The organism is Ruegeria hyattellae (genome assembly GCF_041537925.1).
Classification (GTDB): domain Bacteria; phylum Pseudomonadota; class Alphaproteobacteria; order Rhodobacterales; family Rhodobacteraceae; genus Ruegeria_C.
In genome coordinates this window covers 82,148-102,499 of sequence record NZ_JBGOSH010000016.1, presented here as the reverse complement: position 1 = coordinate 102,499, position 20,352 = coordinate 82,148, and the positions used below count along the sequence as shown (strand labels likewise).

Here is a 20,352-nt window from a genome sequence, read left to right as displayed (position 1 = left end):
CGAGGAATTCCGATGTCATAGTGCGAAACCACTTACCCGTTCTACAAGCCAGTAGGTTGCCAGGCATCCGATGCTGTAGCCGGTTGCTGATTTCGCAATCGATTTGACAGTCGGCGTGGTGAGGTGTCTGGAACTCCGCCCAAGCAAAAACAAAGCAAAGAGCGCTGCGATGAACGTGAGTTGCCCTGCCTCAACGCCAATATTGAAGGCGATTAGTGCAGCCGGGATTTCCGTCGGTGGCAGCCCGATTTCCGACAATGCCCCCGCAAATCCGAGCCCATGCAACAGACCGAAGCAAAAGCAGACGATCCACGGGAATTGTTCGGACAGCCTCATCTGCCCGTCCCTCTGTTTGAGTATTTCCAGCGCAAGAAAGACGATGGAAAGAGCGATCACCGCCTCGACCGGTTGCCCGGGAACGCGCAAGACCCCAAGTGTCGCCAAAGCCAATGTGATCGAGTGCGCCACCGTGAACGCGGTAATCGCGCCGACAAGACGCCAGGGGTCGCGAACCAGAACGAACAGGGCAAAGACAAAAAGAAGATGATCCCAACCTTCCAGGATATGTTCGAATCCAAGGCGAAAATAGCTGGCGAAGACCGACCAGATTGTTGGTGCTATTGGGACAGTCAGAACCGGCGTTTGAGGTGTGAAACGCAAGGTCGTTGGCTCACCATCGAGGGGTTGCAGACGCAGCAGGACGTCATTTCTCTGCGCTTCGAGCCCTTTGACGGTGATCGGGTGGCCGGCAAGTCCTGAATCGCATTCCGCGACCCAGACTGACAACCAGGCGGCGCCATCAGATGTCGGATCCGGGCCGCGTGCAGGTGAGCAGTGCTCGGGCAATACGGCCTCGATCTCCATGGCTCGGCCGTTCACGTCCGGCGTGCGCCAGAGCACTTGCCAGCTTTCAGCCGTCAACTGTCTTATGTCGAGATACCCCGGATCCAGGGCATGGGCATGTCCGGCATTTGCCGCAAAGGCCAGACACATGGACAGCAAGAAAAACCAGGCCGACCTCATTGGGCCATCGCTCCTAGGTCGGGCATGGTGATCTGGTATTGCCCTGCCAGTTTCTCGTATTGCGCTTGCGACAGTTCCACGCTGACTTTGCGGCGCCACTGTTGCACGACGTTCTCGCGGATGCCTTCCAGTGGCGGCAGCTGTGCTGGCCGCGTTTCGGTAATCCGAACAAGGTGTTGCCCGTACCCCGAAGGGACTGGGCCTGTCCAGATACCGGGATGCATCGGTGCAATGACCCCCGAGAAACCACGACCGAAAGTGGCGTCGACAGTGCGACCTGCGGACAGGGGCATCGTCGCGGGAAGCAACGATGGCGTGCCCACCTTTGACCGGTCGATACCGGAATTCAGTGCAGAAAGTGCGTTCTGAACTTCATCAGAGTTTGGTGCATCGCCCAGAAAGACCTGTTCGAATGCAAACTGAGGCGCAGACAAGAACTGCTGGGGGTTGTCTTGCAGATAGGCGGTCAGAACGTCATCCTCTGGAACAACCGAGGAGGCGATTGCGTCGGTCAGAAAGTCCATCTTTTGCGCGAGCCGCGCGCGAATGACCTGATCACCACGGTTCAACCCAAGTTTGCGCGCCTCGCGAACAAGCACCTCTTCACGGATCAGCGCGTCGACCAAAGCCTGCAATTCCGTCTGGTTTGGCGGGCGGTTCCAGCTTGTCTGAAACCGGGTGATCAACAGGTCTACATCGCCTTCGTCCACAATTATCAATTCATGTGGAGCCGCCGATGGGTTTTCAGGTTCAACTCGGGCGAACCAAACAAAGATGGCTATTCCAACCAGCAGAAAGTGAAGCAGGGGTTCTTTGAGAATGCGCATGAGCGATCCCGACTGAGTTCAAGGCAGAGCGTAAGAGTGAGTAACACACCTCAAGAGATCGGCGCAGACTTCCGATTTTCTCTCTGTTACCGGAGCAGAGGTAACCGGGCGGTCAGGTCCGCCCGGTGAAGCATGAATTCGCCGACGGATCAATCACTCGCTGGGCGTATACCAGATTGGCGATGAATAGGCGCGCTCCTGATGGGTCAATTGCGCCTCTTCCGGCAGATCGACACCGAACCGAACCTTGTCATAGAGCACCCAGCGCGGTGACGGGATTTCGAGAACTCTTGCGTAGTAGAACGCTCGCTCCGCAGGGTCGAATTCCGGGTCTGACCAGACCGCAACCAATTCAGACGCACCGATTGTGTTGCTCCAACTGGCGGTTTCCAGGTCAACGGTATTCCCGACGTCGGGAAGCGTGCCGTCGGCTTCGAGAGCCCGATCATCCGACCAAACGACATTAAAGACCTTCTCCTGAAGCGCCCCTTCCGCGTCCAGCCAACCCTTTACAACCTGCACCCGATCAAGATTCGCCCCGATCGGGTCGCGCAGTGCGCCAATCAGGAAAGTTGGCGCGCCATCACCTTCACGCGGGCGCAAATCACCGCCCATCGGCACACCTTTCGTATATCCTACGTCAGCCACGAGACGGGTCAGCAAATCGTCTTCGACAAAGTCCCACCCACCGAAGAAACGGAGCCCGATCCTTGGGCCCGTAGTGGCGTAGGTTTCACGGCGCTTGAACGCGTCGAAAATGGCCGTTCGCGTGTTCTCGGAGGCCCAAACCGCAGTATATCCCGAGGCAACCAGTGTGTGGCCTTCGAACGCGCCCAGGTCACTTTCGACGAAGGGGTGCTGCACCCGGGTCGCAGAGGGTTCGGCGCTGACGGACTTGCCGAAATAGTTCTCTTCCTCGGCGGTTGCCAGGGACGTATGGCTATCTGTGGCGCCGCCCATGCCGAACTTGTAGGGGTTTACGCCAAACTTCTCTTCCAGTGCCAGGCCACGCTTCAATGCTTCGCGCGCGTACTCTCCGGCCAGCATTTCGTCGGTCTTGAGTTCGGTAATGTCGAGGTTGCCAACATCCCAGTTTTCATAATCGGCAAAAGCGTCATCTGGGCTTAGGAAGGGATGTGCCTCGCCGTCACCCTTGATCTGTGTGACCTCGTAATGGGGCTCCCATTTTGCGCGGTTCTGAACGTATTCCTCATCCACTTTGCCGCCGTGATAAGTATCCTCGGTCGGGAACATCCAGCCGTTGGACAGGTTCCCGTTATGGGCAAACGCCACGGCGCGGCCGCCTGTCTTAGCCTGATATTCCTCCAGCCAGGCATATAGCGCTTTTGGGTCGGTATCGCCATATGGCGGCTGGGTGACCGGGGGCACCATCTGAAGCGCCCTGATCGGACCGTCCCGCAACATGACATTGCGGTGCAGGTTGAATCCCTTGGGTACCGACGTCCATTCGAAGCCGATGAATGCGGTGAAACTTCCCGGATCGTTGTGACGCTCCGCCGCCATGACGATTTCTTCCCATGTGAACGAAAACGCATCCGCGCCGGGGCTGTAGGACTCCAGCAAGATCTCAGGAAGGGTCATCTGGGAAAAATTGGTGATGATGTCGAACGCTGCTTTGGCCGCATCCGCGCCGCCGGCTTTATATCCCTCGTACCACTCCAAACCTTTGGGATCAGCAAGAACGCCCGGCTTCCCCGCCTGCAGGTCAGGGGCAAATCCCATCAGGTCAGTGTGATCCGTCAACACCATCCAATCCAGCGGCCGCGCCAAACGGACAGGCTGTCCGGTTGACGAAATCACCTGCTCTCCCTTCGCAAAGCGCCACGCTTCGTCAGGCAGCAGGGTGTTTCCGAATGCACCAGCATCAAGCGAAAGACCGGTGTGCAAATGGGAATCGCCCCAAAGCGGCCGCTCTGGAAATGTCCGGTTGGCATAGGGTGAGTACGGCCGCCCTGCGAATGTGCCCTCTGCCGCTTCCTTGCTGGGAACGGCGTCTGCAATCGCTGACAGGGGCAAAGACAGAAAGGTGACCAAAATTGCGGATTGTCGAAGCATCAAAACCTCCAGAATCAACGGTGCTCAAAACGCCGCAAGGCGCTCACTTTTTCGTGAAATCCTCCTGCATTGATACCATAAGTTAGTGGTTTGACGAGAAAAATACTGCCAACCAAAAAGTTTTTAGGGTTGAACCCGCCTACCTAATGGTAAGGGACAACCGCCACGGAGGAATACCCGGACCCTTTCAGGCGATCGGTCATCGGAACCAGCGTAGGTCAACGTTACTCGATTGGGCCCAGCCAAACTCAATATCCGCATGATACCATCTGGCCTTGCCCCACAAAAGCCGAGGTAGGGGTGGCAATTATCGCGCATATTGGAACGCGTTGATGGCGCGAAACAAAATTGAGCATTGCATGGTCGGGCTGCGCTTTCGCAGTATGGCGGCTGAAACGAGGATAATTTGATGCGACTGCTCGGGTTTCTGACGGGAACCTTCTTCCTGCTTGCACTTTGTTTGCTGACCTCTACTGCGATTGCGCAGGAAGAGGCGCGACCGCCTGAAGTCGTCGCTGAAGACGCGGACACGCAGGAACATTTCTTTGCACCGGTAATCGTTGACGGAGAAGAGCTGTTTCGATTGCGGGGCTCTAGTGCTTTGCCAGCGTCGGAACGGGTTCTCGACGTACAGACGCGCATCATAGATGCGGCAGAAGCGTCGGACCGGAACACGGTCGAGATTACCTTTAAGGACCATGATCTGGGCACACTCATCCTGGCTGATGGCAGCGAGATCACCGTGGTCACCGAGGCAGATTCCGAACTGGAGCAGATGGATGTAGCGGTACTGACGCATATGCAGGCTGAGGCTATCGAACTGGCAATCTTGACATATCGTAGTGATCGAACGGATGAGGCACGGGTTACCGGCGCATTGGAAGCGCTGGGTTGGACCCTGGGTTTTGGTCTGTTTTCCTACGCAATACTCTGGATCAAGAAACGTCTGAAACGCAAGATAACAGGCCTGGTACGCCGCCATTTCGCAAATGTGGAGTCAGCGACAAACGAGCAGGTTCAGGCGGATGCCATCGCGTCGCTGATCCGCTTTGGCGTCAACTTCGTGCTGCTGACGCTCTTCTTCCTCGGTTTCTATTACTACCTCTCTTTCATCTTGCTGTCCTTTGCGGAAACCCGATATATCGCGCAGCTTCTGCTGACCTACGTCACCGAGCCTGTTTTGCATATTGTGCTCGGGTTCATCAGTTACCTGCCAAATCTGATAACCTTGGCGATCATCGCTCTCTTGACGCGTTACGTGATCAAAGGGCTACGCGTGTTCTTTGATGCGGTTGCGGCAGGAACATTCGATCTGGGTGATTTCGAAACTCACTGGATCAATCCAACCTTCAATATCGCCCGTGCCGTCGTCATCCTGCTCGCATTGGTGTTTTCGTTTCCCTACATACCTGGCTCTGACTCCGCGGCCTTTCAGGGGCTCACAATTCTGATCGGCGCGATGCTGTCGCTGGGTTCGAATTCGGTGGTCGGCAACATCCTGGCCGGTCTTTTTGTGATCTACAGGCGATCAACATCCATCGGGGACCGCATCAAAGTGGGCGAGCATATCGGCGATGTCGTGCAGATCAAGCTGATGGAAACGCATCTGAAATCGATCAAGAACGAACTCATCTCGATCCCCAATGCGCAACTGCTGAACTCGGAGGTCATAAATTACTCCAAGAAGATCGACGGGAGCGGGCTGCTGCTTCATACAACGGTGGGAATTGGCTACGAGGAAAGTCCCGAGAAAGTCGAAGCGATGTTGATCGAAGCCGCGCATCGCACGAAAGGGCTCAAGAGCAGGCCCGAACCATTCGTGCTTTGGACTGCTTTGGCGGATTACGCGATAAATTACCAGATCAACGCCTACACGACACGAGGCGCATCCATCCCACGCATTACGTCGGATTTGCATCGAAATATCATGGCGGTCTTCACCGAGAACGATGTGCAAATCATGACGCCATCCTACATTGCCGATCCGGAAGAGCCGAAGATTCCCCGGCAACCGTGGGAAGGACATCTGGCCCATGATCCGGGCGACGCTGACGCAACACCCGATCGATAGCCAAATCCTGCCGCGGTGATTCAAACCGATCGGCGTCAGTTCAGGAATACCTTCAGTCCGAAATAGGGCCCCTGCTGTGTCACATCATAGGCGAAATCGCCAGTATCGAGCGTGTCGCTGTAATCGATACTGAAATAGCGATAGCCGAATATGAGCGCCGTCCTGTCCCAAGGCTGATAGTCAAATCCCACATTAGCCCCGATCTGAAGGTCATTGCCTCCGGCCCCGAACCCGCCAAGCTCCAGCGACGCGACGGTGGTCCATCGCTCGTTCAGACGCCACATGCCGCGACCACCGATCACCGGTTCGATCCAGTCTTGATCGCCGCCAAGCACCGGCGGCATACCGGGCCCGGGTGTTGTGATTGTGATCTCCTGCCGGATCGAATTGTACCGCGCGCCTCCGTGGATATCGAATGTGTAACGTTGATTGTTCGCCCCATAGGTGCCGTCCGCAACGCGGTATGCGGCCATGACCCCGAACCATTTCTGCCGGACATCGACATTCACCCCAGATCCAAGCGGGCCGGGAAGCGTCGTGTCTTCTTCGATCCCCACATAGTTGGCGTCAACAATGAAACCGAGATCTCCGTTCCAGGCCTCATATCGCCCGGCTGCCGCAAAATCGAGGACGTCCAACACGTCTCTGAGGTTGAGATCGAGATCGACCGATCGGCCAGCGACCGTCGATGTGCCGCGGGTTCGCAACGGCGTGAAAAGGTAGAAGCCCAGCGTATGCCGCCACCCGTCTTCGCTCTGCCCCGGCGCGGGCAGTGACTGGGCGGAAGCGCCGCCCGCAAGCAGGCAGCATGCGGCAACGATACATGCGGATCGCGCGCAGTTTCTTGTGGCCATTGATTGGTCTCCTAGTGTTTGTTGCAGCTACGCGGCGTGCGCGCGCCCGGATCAGCCAGATGCTCGCCTTAGTTTCGGTGTACGACGGTCAGATCATTTACTGACGGAGGATTGTTTGAGCAGGAATGCCTCAACCGCAGCCTGACTCTCGGGACGCAGGTTTTCAATCCCTTCGTAGGGAATGCCGCGCGCCGGTTCGGTGTCGGGGTATTTTTCCTTGCGTTTCAGGTGGCGGCCAAGGATGCGCACGAACTCCTGTCCACCCCAGGCACCAACTTCGGTCGAAACAGGATATTTTTCATGGGTGTCGCGATAGACATCAAAAAAGTCCGCAAGGATCGCGCTTTCACCTGAGCCCGGAATTCGCAGCTTCAACTGATCCTTGATGACCGCCCTAGGTGTATGCACCGAATAGACGATCAGGTGATCTCTTCTTCCGTTCGTCTCACCCAACAACAACAGCGCGGACTGATCGACACCATCGACCAGCCGGTCCCGAGGGATACCGCCATCTGCACCCGCGAAACGGGCAAGCGTCGTATAAAGATCGGAGACGTGGACAATATCGCCAACAATCCCGTCAGCCTCGATCATACCGGGCCAGCGGATGAAACTGTCGACCCGGATACCGCCCTCGGATACGTCGCCCTTGCCCCCTGCAAACACCATCGGGGTGAAACCGGATTGCGGCGAATACTTGGTGAAATGCCCATTGTCGCCCATCACAACAACGATGGTGTTGTCGGCGATGCCCAAGGCCTCCATTTCGGCAAAGATGTCCCCGAGCCAGCTATCGAGCTGCTGCATCTTGTCAACATAAAGACCACCATTCGGTGACTCGGGCCCGTCGCGACCTGCCCGGGTATTGTCCAGCGGAATCAGCGGCCAGTATTGGAGGAAGAAAGGCGTCTCTTCACCAGCGAGCTCGCGCAGCTTTAACAGCGTCTGATCCTGGTAGCGCTGGTTCATCTCGTCATATTTCAACGCGTCCCATCGCTCGCCCGCGGCAATGCCGACCTCACGTGCGAGCGTGCCTTTTTCGGCTTCCAGCCCCGTGACCATTGCAGCCGGGTCGGGCCTGAAGAAATCATCCAGAATATAGCGCTCTTCGAAATCCGAAATCCCGACCGACACCTGCTCTTTGATGGCATCGTCGTTGTAGATCGTCAGCTGTCCTTGCTGATGAACGGGAAATCCAGCCCAGTCAAAGCCTTGATTATGCGGCCATGCCTCGGGGATGTCGCCCATATGCCACTTCCCGACATGGGCCGTTGCGTACCCTGCATCGGACAGGACCTCGGCCAGCGTGACTTCGTCGGCGGGCAGTCCGAAGCCTGCTATATCTACCGTGGTGTCGCCCATGCCCATCCGGACCGGCAGCCGACCTGTCATCATCGCAACGCGCGTTGGAGTGCAGGACGGTTCGGTATACATGCGCACCATTCGCATCGCCTCATCCGAAAACGCGTTGATGTTGGGGGTCGAATATCCACGCACGGCATTCAATTCAGGAATGCCCAGGTCGCCGAAACCGATATCGTCAATCAGAATGTTGATGATATTGGGCGGCCTGCCCCCATTCGACTGTCTGAATGCCTCAAGCCGTTGATCAACCTCAGCATTGTCGGCGGTCCACTTTTCGGCGTTCTGGGCTTCGAGGATGTAGTATTCCGCATCGTGGATGATCGGCGCGTCCTGCGCCATCACGACATTGGCGGCAAGGCAAAGGCATGCCGTAGCGGCGCTCAAACGTTTCATATCGATCCTAACTTTTGATTTTTGCTCTGGTGTTGGGCGGCGCGTTTTGTGTTCGATCAGCCTGGTCAGCGACTCCGGAATGCAAATCTGAATGCTCATATTGTGACGCCTTCCAAGGGATCTGATCCGCCTTCCTCTACAGTTGAGTTCATCCGGTTGATGTCTGTCTTGGGAAAGAACTCGACCCAGACATGCCAGAACATGCCCGAGCGCAGGGTTTCGACCCGTTCGAGCTTCCCTTGATCCGAGTTGCCAAAGAAATCGACCTGTGCGACGGGCGTCCCGCTGTCATTGTACCAGACGCCGACACTCTCATAAGCCGGGTCATAAGACACGACGAGGCCTCGGCCGCCAACCGTGGCGTTGATCAGCCCGCGCTGCTCGGCAATGAAATCATCGGTCCAGCACACCGCGTCATCGCCGATTGTCACACCCCATACATAGGTCTTGTTGGGCAGGCGATCATCATAATGGCTCATATTGTCCATGATCGGCGCGGCCTCTTGATGCTGGCGCGCGATGCCTGACGAGAACACGGTCTCGGTAAACATGTCGAAGAGGCGCAGAAGCGGGTTCGAGGGCGGCTTGTTCAGAAAGACTTCCCCATCCGGATAGGCTTTCTGAAACCCGCGAAAGCTCATCCGGAATGTGGGCCAGGGCTGCATTGCCGATTGCTTCGTCGCGTCGTTGTCGTAGTGGCCGTAAATGTGCTGGATCGGTTCCCCGGTGTTGTTGTCCCGCAAGATCAGATTGTTGCCATGCTGGGCCATCACCTCGAGGTCCAGCCGCTTGCCATCTATGACGGGCTTATAGGCAACCCCCAGGTTCGCCATTGCGCAGTAGGTCATCACGATGTCGTCGCCGCCAAGACCCTGCTCGTCCCCGGCAAGATGTGGACGCATGAGTTGCGCGTCCGAGTGCGCCCGAGCGTGGCCGTTGTTTTCGATCACCAAAACACTTGCGGCGGGATTGATGAAATCCTTTGCCTCGGAAATCGGATAATATTGCGCGCTGTTTTGCTGGTTTCGCAGACCGACATGTACCCAGACCCAAGGAAACAGGAAGAGGAACACAATAAGCAGCGTCACCGCTGGCGCGCCCAGAAAAAACAGCCAGCCGGGACCACCACCCATCACATGACCGACAAGCATCAAAGCCAGCCCGCCGATGCCAGCCGCGATGTATGTATTTTCCTTTTGGATGAAGCGGATCATGTTGTTTCGCTTCACCTTCAGCACCATCTGGCTGATGTCGCCAAGGTCGCGGAAATACATGAAGCCAATGGTCAAGGAAACGATCAGCCCGACGTAGAACAGAATATTGGCCAACATTTGGATCGCCTTTTCTCTTTACTGTACCCTTCAGCGGTCGGTGCGGTGCCGTGTCGCCGCGGTTTCAATGCATTGCCGGATTTCCTCTTCAAGCCCGTGGAGGCTGCTGACAATGTCGGAATAGGTCGGGTCGCTGGCATCGCGAGGCAAGAGCGCCGTCAGGCTTTCATAGTCGCTACAAATCTGGGCGAAGACCGTGTCAGAGCTTCGCAGGCGTCCGATTTCATTCAGGTGATCGGGAAAAGATCTTGCAAGTAAATCCACCTTGGCCCTCAAGATTCGTAGATCTCGGAATTGACCCCACTGCGACGAAGCAAACCCCTCCTTTCAAACCGACTATCGCCAAATTTAATTTCCACTATCAGGTTTCTTGACGTATGTTGCTACGTAACACGTTTATTTTCAGGAGCTTACGGGCACCCGTAAGTCGTCGAACCGATGACGTCGAAGACTCTGAAAGAGCAACCAAAGCCTGATCCGGTTCGGGAAATGCTGACGGACGAAGACATTCGGCAGGCGTTGGCAGCGATTCTCGGCAGTCCCGAATTCGAAGGGGCCGAACGCCTTCAGTCTTTCTTGTGTTACATCGTAGAAACACTTTTGGCCGGGCATTCCGATGACATTCGCGCCAAGTCAATTGCAGAAGACGTATATGGCAGATCGCTCGGAGAGCGCGGCGATCCGATGGCTGTTGTACGCGTAGACGCGGGTCGAATGAGAAGACGCTTGGCCGACTATTACTCCAATTCCGGCAAGGACGAGGTTCTGCGCATTCATGTCGATCCAGGCGGGTACATCCCCCGGTTCGAGATTCTCGAGACCGAACAGACCAAGCGCCGTTCGAAACTTGTTTCGAAGGCGTGGCTGCGTGGGGCCGCTACCGTCTGTTCCCTGGTCATTATCGTTATGGCGGTCTGGGTGGCCTTTCTGAAACAAGAGCCGCGTGCTGCATCTGGCATGTCGCAGAACGACCGGAAGCAGCAAGCGATCAGAGAGGCGTTGTTTTCGACCAACCCGACGAAACTGCAGGCGGTCAATCTGGCCACCGAGGCGCGGCCCCTGATGTTTCCGGTGCTGGATCGCGAACGGCTTCTGGCCGTGCGCGGGATGTTCAACCGGGCGATCGCGCTGGATGACAGCTATTTCGGCGGACATGCAGGTGCCGCGCAGGTTCTGGGCATTCTGGCAATCACATCGCCACCTGGAGACGACAAGCAGCAGTTGCTCGAAAAAGCGCGCGCGCGTGCCAATCGGGCGATCGAGATAAGTCCGGACGAAGGCTGGAGCCATTCAGCGCTGGCTCTGGTGTCATTTGCGGATCGGGATTTTGACAACGCCATTGCGCAGTCGACCCGTGCAATGGCCCTTGCCCCCGATGATATACATGTCATGTATTTTGATGCGCTGTTCGCATTGTTCTGCGGGGAATTTGAACGCGCGATTGCATCAGCAAACAAGGCGCAGGCAAGCGATACCAGCAAAAGCAGGTTTCCGTACCGAAGTGTGCAGGCATCGGCCAGCTACCATATGGGATATTTTCAGAACTCGGTGGATCGGTTCAACGAAGCTGTAAGACGGGGCGACCCGGTAAGCGCCATTTCGATCGGGTATCTTGCTGCCAGCTATCAAAGGCTCGGCGAACGCGACAGGGCAGAGGCAACGATACTGCTGCTGAATGAAGCGTGGCCCGACTATCCGCTGCATTCCCTTTTTCGGACGTTGTTTGCGGATCAGCGCAACGCAGAACAGATCCTATCGGCACTCAACGAACTCGCGGTATCACCGGCCAGCCAATGATTGGATTCTACCGCCGCGCCTATTCACCAATTCCACTACTTTACATTTGAAATTGTGGCTGAACACTTATCTTGCCTTTTAGAGATCCCGGTTTCATGGACACATTACGTTGGTTTCCACGAAGTTGGCAGCATGCCACACTGACGCTTCAATACAGAGCTCGGTTAAGCGTGATATGGACGGGCGATCCCGGCTGAAATTGCGTGCTGCCGCGCGCGAGGAGCCAGCCATCCTCACGCTCTAAACGCGCGACGATCTGCAGGGTTGGCGACGTCATCAGGCTTGTAGGCCAAGAGAAAGCAAAGGCTCTGACCTTGGATTTGCCATCGCTTTCAATGTACATATTTGGGGTGATAGCGCGCGTTCTTTCTTGATTGGCGGGGTCGTTGAGGTAGATGGAGATGTGGCCGTCCGGAATAACTGCACCGCCCTCATACTTGACCAAACCACGGATATCGTTTGTTTGCGCAGCGGCTGTATCGACGAACGCAGTGATTGCGGCGGCTCCAACGGAAACCAACAATGTGCGTCGGTCAGTGGGGTGCGTCACTAGTCACATCCTTTTTTGTCTTGGTGAATATGTTGGTTCAAATGCCCAGTGCGGCCCACGCGGTCGAGAGAGGGGCGCCCGAAGGCGCCCATCCCGTTTGTTCGTGTCAGATGACAAAGAAGTCTTCTGCTGAAAGCTCCAGATCTTTGTTCAGTTGCGCGAACTGAATCGCATCAACGTCACCGGAACCATCGGCGTCATAAGACAATTTCCCAGTACTGGTGTCGTAGATGATGCGGTCGTCGCCATCCTGACTGACACCCGCCGCACTTTTGTGGAATGCGCCGAAGGAGAGAACGCCTTCGCCGCCCAGTTCGGTGAAGATGATGCTGTCCAGAAGGACAACATCGTCCGCTGTACTTAAGTCCTTGATCCGGTCGACATTGCCGTTCCCGAGCTCTGTCGAGAAGCGGAACGAATCCTCGCCCGCGCCGCCATGCAGGGTGTCCGCCCCAAGCCCGCCATCCAACAGGTCGCTGCCCTTGCCACCGCGAAGCTTGTCGTCACCGGCAACGCCCGGCTGTGTGGGTGCGGCAGGGAATTCGACGGAAACGTTCAGCTTATAGGTCGAGCCCTCCGGCACGGCTTCTTCCCATCCACCGCCCGGTGCGTCAGGCGACCAGCGACCTTCCAGAATGTAATAGGTTCCTGTTTCCTGAACCACGAAGACCGTACTTGAATCCCGATTGGTTGTTGAGCCAGGGTCGCCGCCGCCATCGTCGTTCTCAGCGACGATTTCACCATCGCTGGCCAGCAGTCTGACCCAGCTGTCATGGACATTGGGATCGGCAATGCCGTCTATGTCGATCGAGATGACTGTCCCGGCTGCCAGATCGATGCTGTAATAGCCGCCCATTCCGTTCCCGGTAGCACTTACTGTTGAATGAAGAACACTTGTCGAGTCGAAGATATCCGGGTCTTCGACGAGCGAGAAGTTGTCCGAAATGTCAAAGGCGGTTTCGATCGAATTGTTCGCCGCGTCCGGTCCAAGCGTGGCATAGCCAGTGCCCATGCCTGGTCGCGGAGGCGCATCGCCTTCATAGGCAAAATCACCGAGCAAGGTGTCATCGCCGTTGCCACCACGGAGCGTATCATCGCCGCCCTGACCGGTCAGCAGATTGGCGGTGCGATCGCCCTTCATGCGATCATCGAAACCGGATCCAGAGAGATTCTCGATCGATATATAAGTGTCGCCCTCGTGCTCACCGCGCGCCAGATTGAGTTCCACGCCGCTGCTCGCGTTGGAGTAATCTGCCGTGTCGCTGCCCGACCCGCCATTCAAGATGTCAGCGCCATCTCCACCGGTCAGCGTGTCTTCGCCCGCGCCGCCAGAAAGCTCGTTGATCTGGTTGTCGCCGATAAGATGGTCATCGTAGAAGGATCCAACGGCGTTTTCGATCTCGGCGAGGATGTCATGCCGGATGGCGGTGCCACGCCCCACGATCTGCACCGGCCCATCGGCGTCTCCGCCACTGGCCGTGCCATTGGCCAGATCAACGGTGACGCCGCTGGCGCTGCCAGCATAGACGACGGTGTCGATTCCTGCACCGCCATTCATATAATCTTGCTCAGAGCCGCCGATCAGCGTGTCGTCGCCGTCTTCGCCATAAAGGATGTCGCCATCACGGCCGCCGTCCAAAATGTCCTCGCCGCCACCGCCACTGAAGTAATCACCGCCACCCTGGCCCCAGAAATGGTTTGCCGCGTCGGTTCCGATGAATCGGTCTATGCGGTCATCGGACCCGATCAGGTTCTCAATGCTGTAAAAGGTGTCTCCGGATGCCGTGCCACCGCTGGCAACGTTCGTTTCAAGGTTGACGAGCAGTTGAAAGGGGCTCTCCATGCTATAGTCGACCGTGTCGATGCCCGCGCCGCCCCTGAAGATATCAACGCCGTCCTGACCCCTCAACAGGTCGTCGCCATCACCGCCATCGAGAAGGTCGTCGCCTGCGCCGCCATTGATAGTGTCGTTCCCGTCACCGCCATAAAGCGCGTCATTGCCGTCATCGCTCTCGGTCTGGTCCTCAAGGTCTTCGACGTTGATCGTGTTGTTGATGTCGCGGCTGGCAAGCGAGTCCCGGCCACCGATTATGAGGTCATCGCCGCCCAGACCAAAGATCGTGTTGCCGCCGGCACCACCATCCAGCGTTTCGTTCCCGTCGTTGCCGAAGATAATACTGCTCAGCGCATTGTCACCCGCGCTGGATTGGACTTCGCCCGCCACATTTTCGGATTGGAAAGGCGACCCGTTCACATAAATAATGGTCTCGACATTAGCGATTTCATCGATGTCCAGATCTGCGGACAGCACCACCACTGTGTCGTTGCCACCATCTGCTTCCTCACGAACGATGTCATCGGCGGAATCGACGAAGTAGATGTCGTCGCCACCATTGCCAGCCATTTTGTCGCCTCCGCCGCGACCGTCCAGAATATTGTTTTCGTCATTGCCGATCAGGATATCGTCATACGCGCTGCCGATTCCATTCTCGATATAATATGCGGTCTGGTCGGCGTTGTGCCCGGCAAAGATCGACACATTGTTATTGTGGCCATTGACGCTGGAGAATTGTCCGGCACGCAGGTCGAGGATCGTACCCGCGGTCGAGCCGGAAAAGTCGACTGTATCAATCCCACCGGTGTCATGAATTACAAAACCGATATCGTGCTGCATGCCCGAGGCGGTGAGTTCGTAGCCATATTCCGTGCTGTTGAAGCCGTAGATATTGTCGCCTGTATTCAGGTCAATGGTCTCATATGTTCGCACGCCGTTCTCGTCGACCGTCGAGAAATAGCGGCGGATGACTGCTTCGATATCCGCCGTGAGCGGTGTTGACGCCGACCAGCGACTGGTTTCGCCTACATCGATCCCATCGAAATAAGACATGACGCTGTATTGCTGACGGTCGTAGATCCAAGTCGCATTGTTCAGGTAATTGATCTGCACGCCGCCGGGACCGCTGTAATTATAAAGGCCTGGATGGTTCAGACCAAACTCGTGACCAAATTCATGAATAAAGGAATCAAACACATAGCCGCCAATATCCGTCTTGTTGGGCTCGGTGTCGTGAAAACGTTGACCGATGCTGACATAGCGATTGCTTGAAAAGGCGCTGCCGTCGCTGGGTTCGCCCAGTTCCGGGCTGACAACCTGCATCCACTGGGTTTCGGAATCGAATGGCGCGTCGTCAACAATTTCGAACTCAAGCGGGGTCACGGAAGACCACATCTGCAATGCACCGATTGCAGCCGCCTTGTAGTCGGGGTGGTCATTGAGCTCCTGCACATTGATCACCAGCGGCTCTGCCGCGATCTCGGGTGTCAGGCTGCGGTTCAACGCCCCGACATAATCGAGGAAGGCCTCGTAGTCGTTGCTCTTTCCATATGGGTTGTCGGGTGTCTGGTCGTTTACCCACCATTCGTCGCTGGTTTGCATTTGAGAAGGCATCATAGGAACTCCCTGTAACAACAACCCTAGGTGGTTGTACCACATAGCATTGGTGATGCCAGCTACCGACCGGCATTGTGTCTATGATCTGTGGAACTTGTCACCGTCATCGGGGGTGATGAGGTGTTTAGGGTATGTCTTTGATTCTGTTTATTGGTCTTTTGTTCGAGATTTATGTATTAATTTCAACATCAAAAATTGAAGAGTGGAGCAATCAGCGGAATTTGGCTTGAGATCTGGATTGCATCTCTGGGCGACATAACCAATCTTCTGAAACTGGATCGGGCAGGATTGGCAAAGCATCCACTCGGTACGTTGGCTGATGAGGAAGATCAACCAAGAGATGTAAATCATTCCGAGACTGAATGGGAGTCCTGGCAGACAGCCCTCCTCCGCGACTGAGGCGTGTTGCACAGACAATCGCGATGCCAAACGCACTCTTGCGATGCGGGCTAGCTATTTGATCCCAACGTTTGATGGTGCGATCCGTTCGGTTGAATGGAAGCAAGCGCTTACCGATCATCGGTACGTTGCCTAAGATGTGGACCCGGCGCGGGATTGTGCCGCTCCAAATCAAAAAGAGGGGCTGCACCTACTGGGTTAAGATGTGGGCCGAGAATAATTGCAGGCCAAACCGCCGACTCCACGCGTCTTTGTTCATAACCTTTGCGCGCAAGGATGGACTAATCGCGGTTACATTTGAACTGAGGACGCAACCAATCTGCATCACCCCAAGCGCGAAAATCAGAAATTCTCATTCATTGCGGGGCGACTGCTACCTATCGAGTTTCTTTCAATTAGAGAATCCAAAGTGTCAGTCCCGGCATCTGGTGGACCGGATTTAGGATGAATTGATTGGTCGTTGCGGTCGTCAACCATGTAGTTCGGAACGCAGATGCTGGCGCCCGCCATGCATGGCCGCGAAGATAACCGCATGAACACCCGGCCCATAGCCCACATCGCCGCCCAGACGGGTTCGATGCACTGGTCGATCTCCGGGCACATGATCTTGGCACCCGACCAGTTCGGCTCACCTGACATGACCCTGTCCTGTGCCAGGCACCACTTGCGCCGGTTGGCCTAGGCCAGCGTGGCGGCGATAAACTTGAGGCGTTTTTTGTTGGCTCTCTGATTGAGGCTTCTGTCCGCGCCCTTATGCGCGGGCCCGCTTGCGTTGCGGGTCGATGAAAGGAATGTCGGTGACAATGCCGCCCAGCCGCTTCATTCGCCCGTCAAGCTGGCCTATCTCCAGCTCGGTGCCTGAACCCGCGTGCTCTACCGACAGGCGGACCATCGCGATGGCGCATTCCAGCATTGGCGAACGTGTGGCCGAGGTGACCAGGCCCACTTGGCGTTCGCCGGCAAAAACCGGTGCGCCATGGGCGGGTATGTCATCGCACCGCAGCTTCAGGCCTTTCAGGATCCGGCGCGGGTCGCGCGCATTGCGCTCCAGCGCTGGTTTGCCGATAAAGTCGGCCTTGGTCAGGTCGACGGCAAAGCCCAACCCGGCCTCGAATGCATCCACGCCGGGTGCGAATTCCGCGTTGGCGGCGGCAAGCCCGGCCTCGATGCGGATAATGTCCAGCGCTGCCGAGCCCATGGGCACGATGCCGAACTCGGCCCCGGCCTGCATCACCGCGTCCCAAATCGTCAGCGCATCACCCTTGGCGCAGAAGATTTCGTATCCCAGCTCTAAGGTATAGCCGGAGCGCGACAGCATGAATGGTGCACCGTCGCGGTCGTTCAGCCGCGCCACCGTGACCCCGAACCATTTCAGGATGTCGAGCGACGGCACCTGCGGCTGGGTGAAGGCGATCTTGCGCAACGGCTCGCGCGATTTCGGCCCCTGCAAGGCCAGATTGGGTAGCGCATTGCGCATCTCATGAATGCGCACCTGCAGCCCACGCGCGTTGGCCAGCGCATTCAGCGCGCGCCCGCTTTCCTCGCTGCCGCAGCACCAGCGGAACAGGTCAGGGCCAAGACGGAACAGTGTGCCGTCATCAATGACTGTGCCGCTCTCGTCACATATCAGCGTGTAAGAGCCGCGCCAGACCGGCAGCTTCGCCACATTGCGCGTGGTTGCCAGTTGCAGCAGTTTCTCGGCATCGGGTCCGACGACGTCGTATTTTCTGAGCCCGCTCATATCCTGCAGCGTCACCGCCTCGCGGCAGGCCCAGTATTCGCCCAGCGTGCCGTGGCCGGGAAAGCTGACCGGAGCCCATAGGTCGCGCGCAGGTGCGAAGTGCTCGGTCAGCGGTGCGAACCGGTCGTGAAACGCAGATTCCTGACTGATTGACATGGGGGCGTCTTCCTTTTCGCGATAGGCGACTGCGCGCCGGATCGGGGTATCGGGGCGATAGATGCGCACATGTACATCGGTCGGGTTCCAGCCATTGATCGGGTCGATGCCGTCAGGGCAGGCGGTCGAGACGCAGACCAGATTCTCAAGCGCGCGCATCGCCACAAAGTCTCCAGGTCGGGAATGGGATTCAGCGGTCATCAGATGATGGGTCGCCGGGTCGATCCATGTGTTCCAGAAGAAGTTGATCGCGGGCCAGGCCGACCGCTGCGCCACCCCATAAGGAGCAAGGGCGGAGGACATGTTGTCAGAGCAGTTCACGTGACCCGGAAATCCACGCTCTTCGTAGCCGCGTGCAGTGCAGGCCAGCCCGAACGTGTCGTGCCGTCCGCAGGTATCTTGGACCACGTTCAAAAGCGGTCGCATTTCGCGGTCGAAGAACTTGTCCAGCAGGCCCGGGCAGGAAAGGCCCGGCGTACCATCGACCGCGTCGCGGTGGAATCAATCATCCATTCTTCATCCCGTTCCAGACCATCTGCGCGGAATGCCATGAAATCGGAACATTGCTGGCCTTCGATATCGATGATTTGCAGGATTTCGCCAGATTTCACCTCATAGGCAAACCCGGTGCCACGCGGCACGGTGAATTCGTCGCGCAGTTCACCCAAAGGCTCCGGCAATAGCAGACCACCCGTTTGCGCAGGTTTATGTGTCACCACGATGCTGCCGCCGCCGTCACCTCGGACAAGTGCCGATGCATCGGCTTGCCGGATCAGCCAGATACTGATCGGCTGGCTGGCCTTGAGGACGAGGGGGGAAGAGTCACCGATCAGGCAATGGCAGGGCGCTGCGCTTTCCAGGTATCCGCCATTGGCCGCAAACCAGCCAATGAACCGGGTGCTGTCAAACGCGTCAGTGGCAAGCCTTTCGCTCGCTGTAAGCGAAAGCGCGGCCAGCGCCGAGGACCTTGCGCGTCGAACGCCGCCAGATGCAGCGGGATTTCAAGGGAGAGTCCATCGATGGCAATCAGGTCTCCCGGCTGCGCTTCGAATTTGACCGCCTCGCGCGCGGCCAGCATATGCGTCGTCGCCCCCGTCTGCGCGGGAAAGCCCGGAAAGCAGCGTCTGGGCCCTGTAAAACCCACGTTTGAGGAGTCGCGCAGGATGGAAGAGTGTGGCATAGAATCGGACACTGGCTGATTTGTACCTAGTTATACAGGTTGATGTAACTAGTTACATGATTCAAGTTTTCCTGAATCCGACGCCTGAAATACGAGAAAATCAACCCATGACGGATGATCAAAACAAGAAACGCGCAAATCTGCGGGACGTTGCCAAATCGGCGGGCGTTTCGGTCGCCACCGTGTCGCGCGTTCTGAACGCCCCCGACGCGGTCCGCCCGAAGACACGCGAAAAGGTCGAGTCCGCCATCCGCACCCTGCGCTTTGTCCCGAGCGCTGCTGCGCGGGCGATCAATTCGGGACGCACCCGGTTTGTCGGCGCGCTGGTTCCGACGCTCGACAATGCGATCTTTGCCCGGTTCCTTGCCGCGCTTGAGCACAAGCTGCTGGACCACCGGCTGTCGCTCGTTGTGGCCAATACCTACAATGACCCCGCCATCGAGGTTGAGAAGGCAAAAACGCTGGTCGACGTTGGGGCCGAAGGTCTGATCGTGTCAGGCATCACTCATGACCCGGCGCTGGACGACCTGATCGAGCGCTGTCAGTTGCCGACCATCGCCACCTCCTACCATGACCCAAGCTATCATTTGCCGACAGTGGGCTATGACAACATGGCCGCAACGGCACTGGCGCTGGACTATCTTGCAGGGCAGGGGCATCGCGATATTGCCGTCGTGCACGGCCCGCTGGCAAATAATGACCGCACCCGCGCGCGCATGGCCGGGCTGGATCCGGTCGGGCACGCGGCCCAGTTGCAGTTCTTCGAAACCGAAATTGCGATCCTCGGCGGTTGCAGGGCCGCCTCGGCTATTCTTGCTGCGCCCAGGCGGGTCAGCGCGATCTTGTGCTTCTCCGACGTGCTGGCGCTGGGCGTTCTGTTCGAATTGCAACGCAACGCAGTGCGCGTGCCCGATGACCTGTCGCTTATGGGGATTGACGATCTTGCGGCTTCGGCGCATTCCGAACCGGGGTTGACGACGGTACATCTACCGGTCTCTCGCATGGGGGAGACAAGCGCGAACGCGGTTGCCGGCTGGATCGAAACGCAGGAACGACCTGCGCCCGTGCTGCTTGTGCCTGACCGGGTTATTCGCGGCTCACCACGCGCTGTCGAGCCGGGCTGACCCGGCATTGGGGA

The 20,352-nt window shown here is 57.2% G+C and carries 15 protein-coding genes; 3 read left to right on the top strand and 12 right to left on the bottom strand.

Going from position 1 to position 20,352, the window contains the following annotated elements; all coding sequences use genetic code 11:
* Positions 1-15: 15 nt before the first annotated feature.
* The 3 genes from AB1E33_RS25665 to AB1E33_RS25655 all read right to left on the bottom strand — a co-directional run bounded on the left by AB1E33_RS25665 (position 16) and on the right by AB1E33_RS25655 (position 3,926).
* Positions 16-864 carry a HupE/UreJ family protein gene (locus AB1E33_RS25665; protein ID WP_372580081.1) on the bottom strand — a complete coding sequence of 283 codons (849 nt, stop codon included), beginning with the start codon at positions 862-864 and terminating at the stop codon, positions 16-18.
* A gap of 155 nt (positions 865-1,019) precedes the next feature.
* Positions 1,020-1,850, bottom strand: a complete 831-nt coding sequence (locus AB1E33_RS25660; protein WP_372580080.1) for a peptidylprolyl isomerase — start codon at positions 1,848-1,850, stop codon at positions 1,020-1,022.
* Between the two features lie 153 nt (positions 1,851-2,003).
* Entirely contained in the window at positions 2,004-3,926 is a 1,923-nt protein-coding gene (locus AB1E33_RS25655; protein WP_372580079.1) for a DUF3604 domain-containing protein, read from the bottom strand.
* A 409-nt stretch (positions 3,927-4,335) separates the two neighbouring features.
* Between AB1E33_RS25655 and AB1E33_RS25650 the strand changes: the two genes are divergently transcribed.
* Positions 4,336-5,997 carry a mechanosensitive ion channel family protein gene (locus AB1E33_RS25650; RefSeq protein ID WP_372580078.1) on the top strand — a complete coding sequence of 554 codons (1,662 nt, stop codon included), beginning with the start codon at positions 4,336-4,338 and terminating at the stop codon, positions 5,995-5,997.
* Positions 5,998-6,032: 35 nt separating this feature from the next.
* On the opposite strand, the gene AB1E33_RS25645 is transcribed toward AB1E33_RS25650, so the two are convergent.
* The 4 genes from AB1E33_RS25645 to AB1E33_RS25630 form a co-directional block, all read right to left on the bottom strand.
* Positions 6,033-6,851 (bottom strand): hypothetical protein, encoded by an 819-nt coding sequence (locus tag AB1E33_RS25645; RefSeq protein ID WP_372580077.1) that lies wholly within the window; start codon positions 6,849-6,851, stop codon positions 6,033-6,035.
* A gap of 93 nt (positions 6,852-6,944) precedes the next feature.
* Positions 6,945-8,609, bottom strand: a complete 1,665-nt coding sequence (locus AB1E33_RS25640; protein WP_372580076.1) for a sulfatase-like hydrolase/transferase — start codon at positions 8,607-8,609, stop codon at positions 6,945-6,947.
* A gap of 95 nt (positions 8,610-8,704) precedes the next feature.
* Positions 8,705-9,940, bottom strand: coding sequence for a DUF3179 domain-containing (seleno)protein (locus tag AB1E33_RS25635; RefSeq protein WP_372580075.1), 1,236 nt, complete (start codon positions 9,938-9,940; stop codon positions 8,705-8,707).
* Positions 9,941-9,970: 30 nt separating this feature from the next.
* A complete protein-coding gene (locus tag AB1E33_RS25630) occupies positions 9,971-10,204 on the bottom strand; it encodes a hypothetical protein (protein ID WP_372580074.1) in 234 nt (77 codons plus the stop codon).
* Positions 10,205-10,378: 174 nt separating this feature from the next.
* On the opposite strand from AB1E33_RS25630, the gene AB1E33_RS25625 reads away from it, so the two are divergent.
* Complete coding sequence (locus AB1E33_RS25625; RefSeq protein WP_372580073.1) at positions 10,379-11,737, top strand: tetratricopeptide repeat protein; 1,359 nt, start codon at positions 10,379-10,381, stop codon at positions 11,735-11,737.
* A 148-nt stretch (positions 11,738-11,885) separates the two neighbouring features.
* Here AB1E33_RS25625 and AB1E33_RS25620 read toward each other — a convergent pair whose 3' ends face one another.
* The 5 genes from AB1E33_RS25620 to AB1E33_RS25600 form a co-directional block, all read right to left on the bottom strand.
* Positions 11,886-12,287, bottom strand: coding sequence for a hypothetical protein (locus AB1E33_RS25620; RefSeq protein WP_372580072.1), 402 nt, complete (start codon positions 12,285-12,287; stop codon positions 11,886-11,888).
* A gap of 106 nt (positions 12,288-12,393) precedes the next feature.
* Entirely contained in the window at positions 12,394-15,738 is a 3,345-nt protein-coding gene (locus AB1E33_RS25615) for a M10 family metallopeptidase C-terminal domain-containing protein (RefSeq protein WP_372580071.1), read from the bottom strand.
* Between the two features lie 1,150 nt (positions 15,739-16,888).
* Complete coding sequence (locus AB1E33_RS25610; protein ID WP_372580070.1) at positions 16,889-18,460, bottom strand: aminomethyltransferase family protein; 1,572 nt, start codon at positions 18,458-18,460, stop codon at positions 16,889-16,891.
* The gene (locus AB1E33_RS25605) at positions 18,445-18,750 is read right to left on the bottom strand and encodes a DUF1989 domain-containing protein (RefSeq protein ID WP_372580069.1); all 306 of its coding nucleotides are present in this window, start codon (positions 18,748-18,750) and stop codon (positions 18,445-18,447) included. Before AB1E33_RS25605 ends, AB1E33_RS25610 begins: the two co-directional genes overlap by 16 nt.
* 113 nt (positions 18,751-18,863) lie before the next feature.
* Positions 18,864-19,112, bottom strand: a complete 249-nt coding sequence (locus tag AB1E33_RS25600) for a hypothetical protein (protein WP_372580068.1) — start codon at positions 19,110-19,112, stop codon at positions 18,864-18,866.
* 209 nt (positions 19,113-19,321) lie between these two features.
* On the opposite strand from AB1E33_RS25600, the gene AB1E33_RS25595 reads away from it, so the two are divergent.
* Positions 19,322-20,338 (top strand): LacI family DNA-binding transcriptional regulator, encoded by a 1,017-nt coding sequence (locus tag AB1E33_RS25595; RefSeq protein ID WP_372580067.1) that lies wholly within the window; start codon positions 19,322-19,324, stop codon positions 20,336-20,338.
* Positions 20,339-20,352: the final 14 nt, after the last annotated feature.

Coding starts and splice junctions, on each gene's coding strand:
- AB1E33_RS25655 (WP_372580079.1), bottom strand. CDS start 3,926: ATGCTTCGACAATCCGCAATTTTGGTCACCTTTCTGTCTTTGCCCCTG.
- AB1E33_RS25650 (WP_372580078.1), top strand. CDS start 4,336: ATGCGACTGCTCGGGTTTCTGACGGGAACCTTCTTCCTGCTTGCACTT.
- AB1E33_RS25660 (WP_372580080.1), bottom strand. CDS start 1,850: ATGCGCATTCTCAAAGAACCCCTGCTTCACTTTCTGCTGGTTGGAATA.
- AB1E33_RS25600 (WP_372580068.1), bottom strand. CDS start 19,112: ATGCTGGCCGCGCGCGAGGCGGTCAAATTCGAAGCGCAGCCGGGAGAC.
- AB1E33_RS25640 (WP_372580076.1), bottom strand. CDS start 8,609: ATGAAACGTTTGAGCGCCGCTACGGCATGCCTTTGCCTTGCCGCCAAT.
- AB1E33_RS25610 (WP_372580070.1), bottom strand. CDS start 18,460: ATGCGACCGCTTTTGAACGTGGTCCAAGATACCTGCGGACGGCACGAC.
- AB1E33_RS25595 (WP_372580067.1), top strand. CDS start 19,322: ATGACGGATGATCAAAACAAGAAACGCGCAAATCTGCGGGACGTTGCC.
- AB1E33_RS25625 (WP_372580073.1), top strand. CDS start 10,379: ATGACGTCGAAGACTCTGAAAGAGCAACCAAAGCCTGATCCGGTTCGG.
- AB1E33_RS25645 (WP_372580077.1), bottom strand. CDS start 6,851: ATGGCCACAAGAAACTGCGCGCGATCCGCATGTATCGTTGCCGCATGC.
- AB1E33_RS25665 (WP_372580081.1), bottom strand. CDS start 864: ATGGAGATCGAGGCCGTATTGCCCGAGCACTGCTCACCTGCACGCGGC.
- AB1E33_RS25615 (WP_372580071.1), bottom strand. CDS start 15,738: ATGATGCCTTCTCAAATGCAAACCAGCGACGAATGGTGGGTAAACGAC.
- AB1E33_RS25635 (WP_372580075.1), bottom strand. CDS start 9,940: ATGTTGGCCAATATTCTGTTCTACGTCGGGCTGATCGTTTCCTTGACC.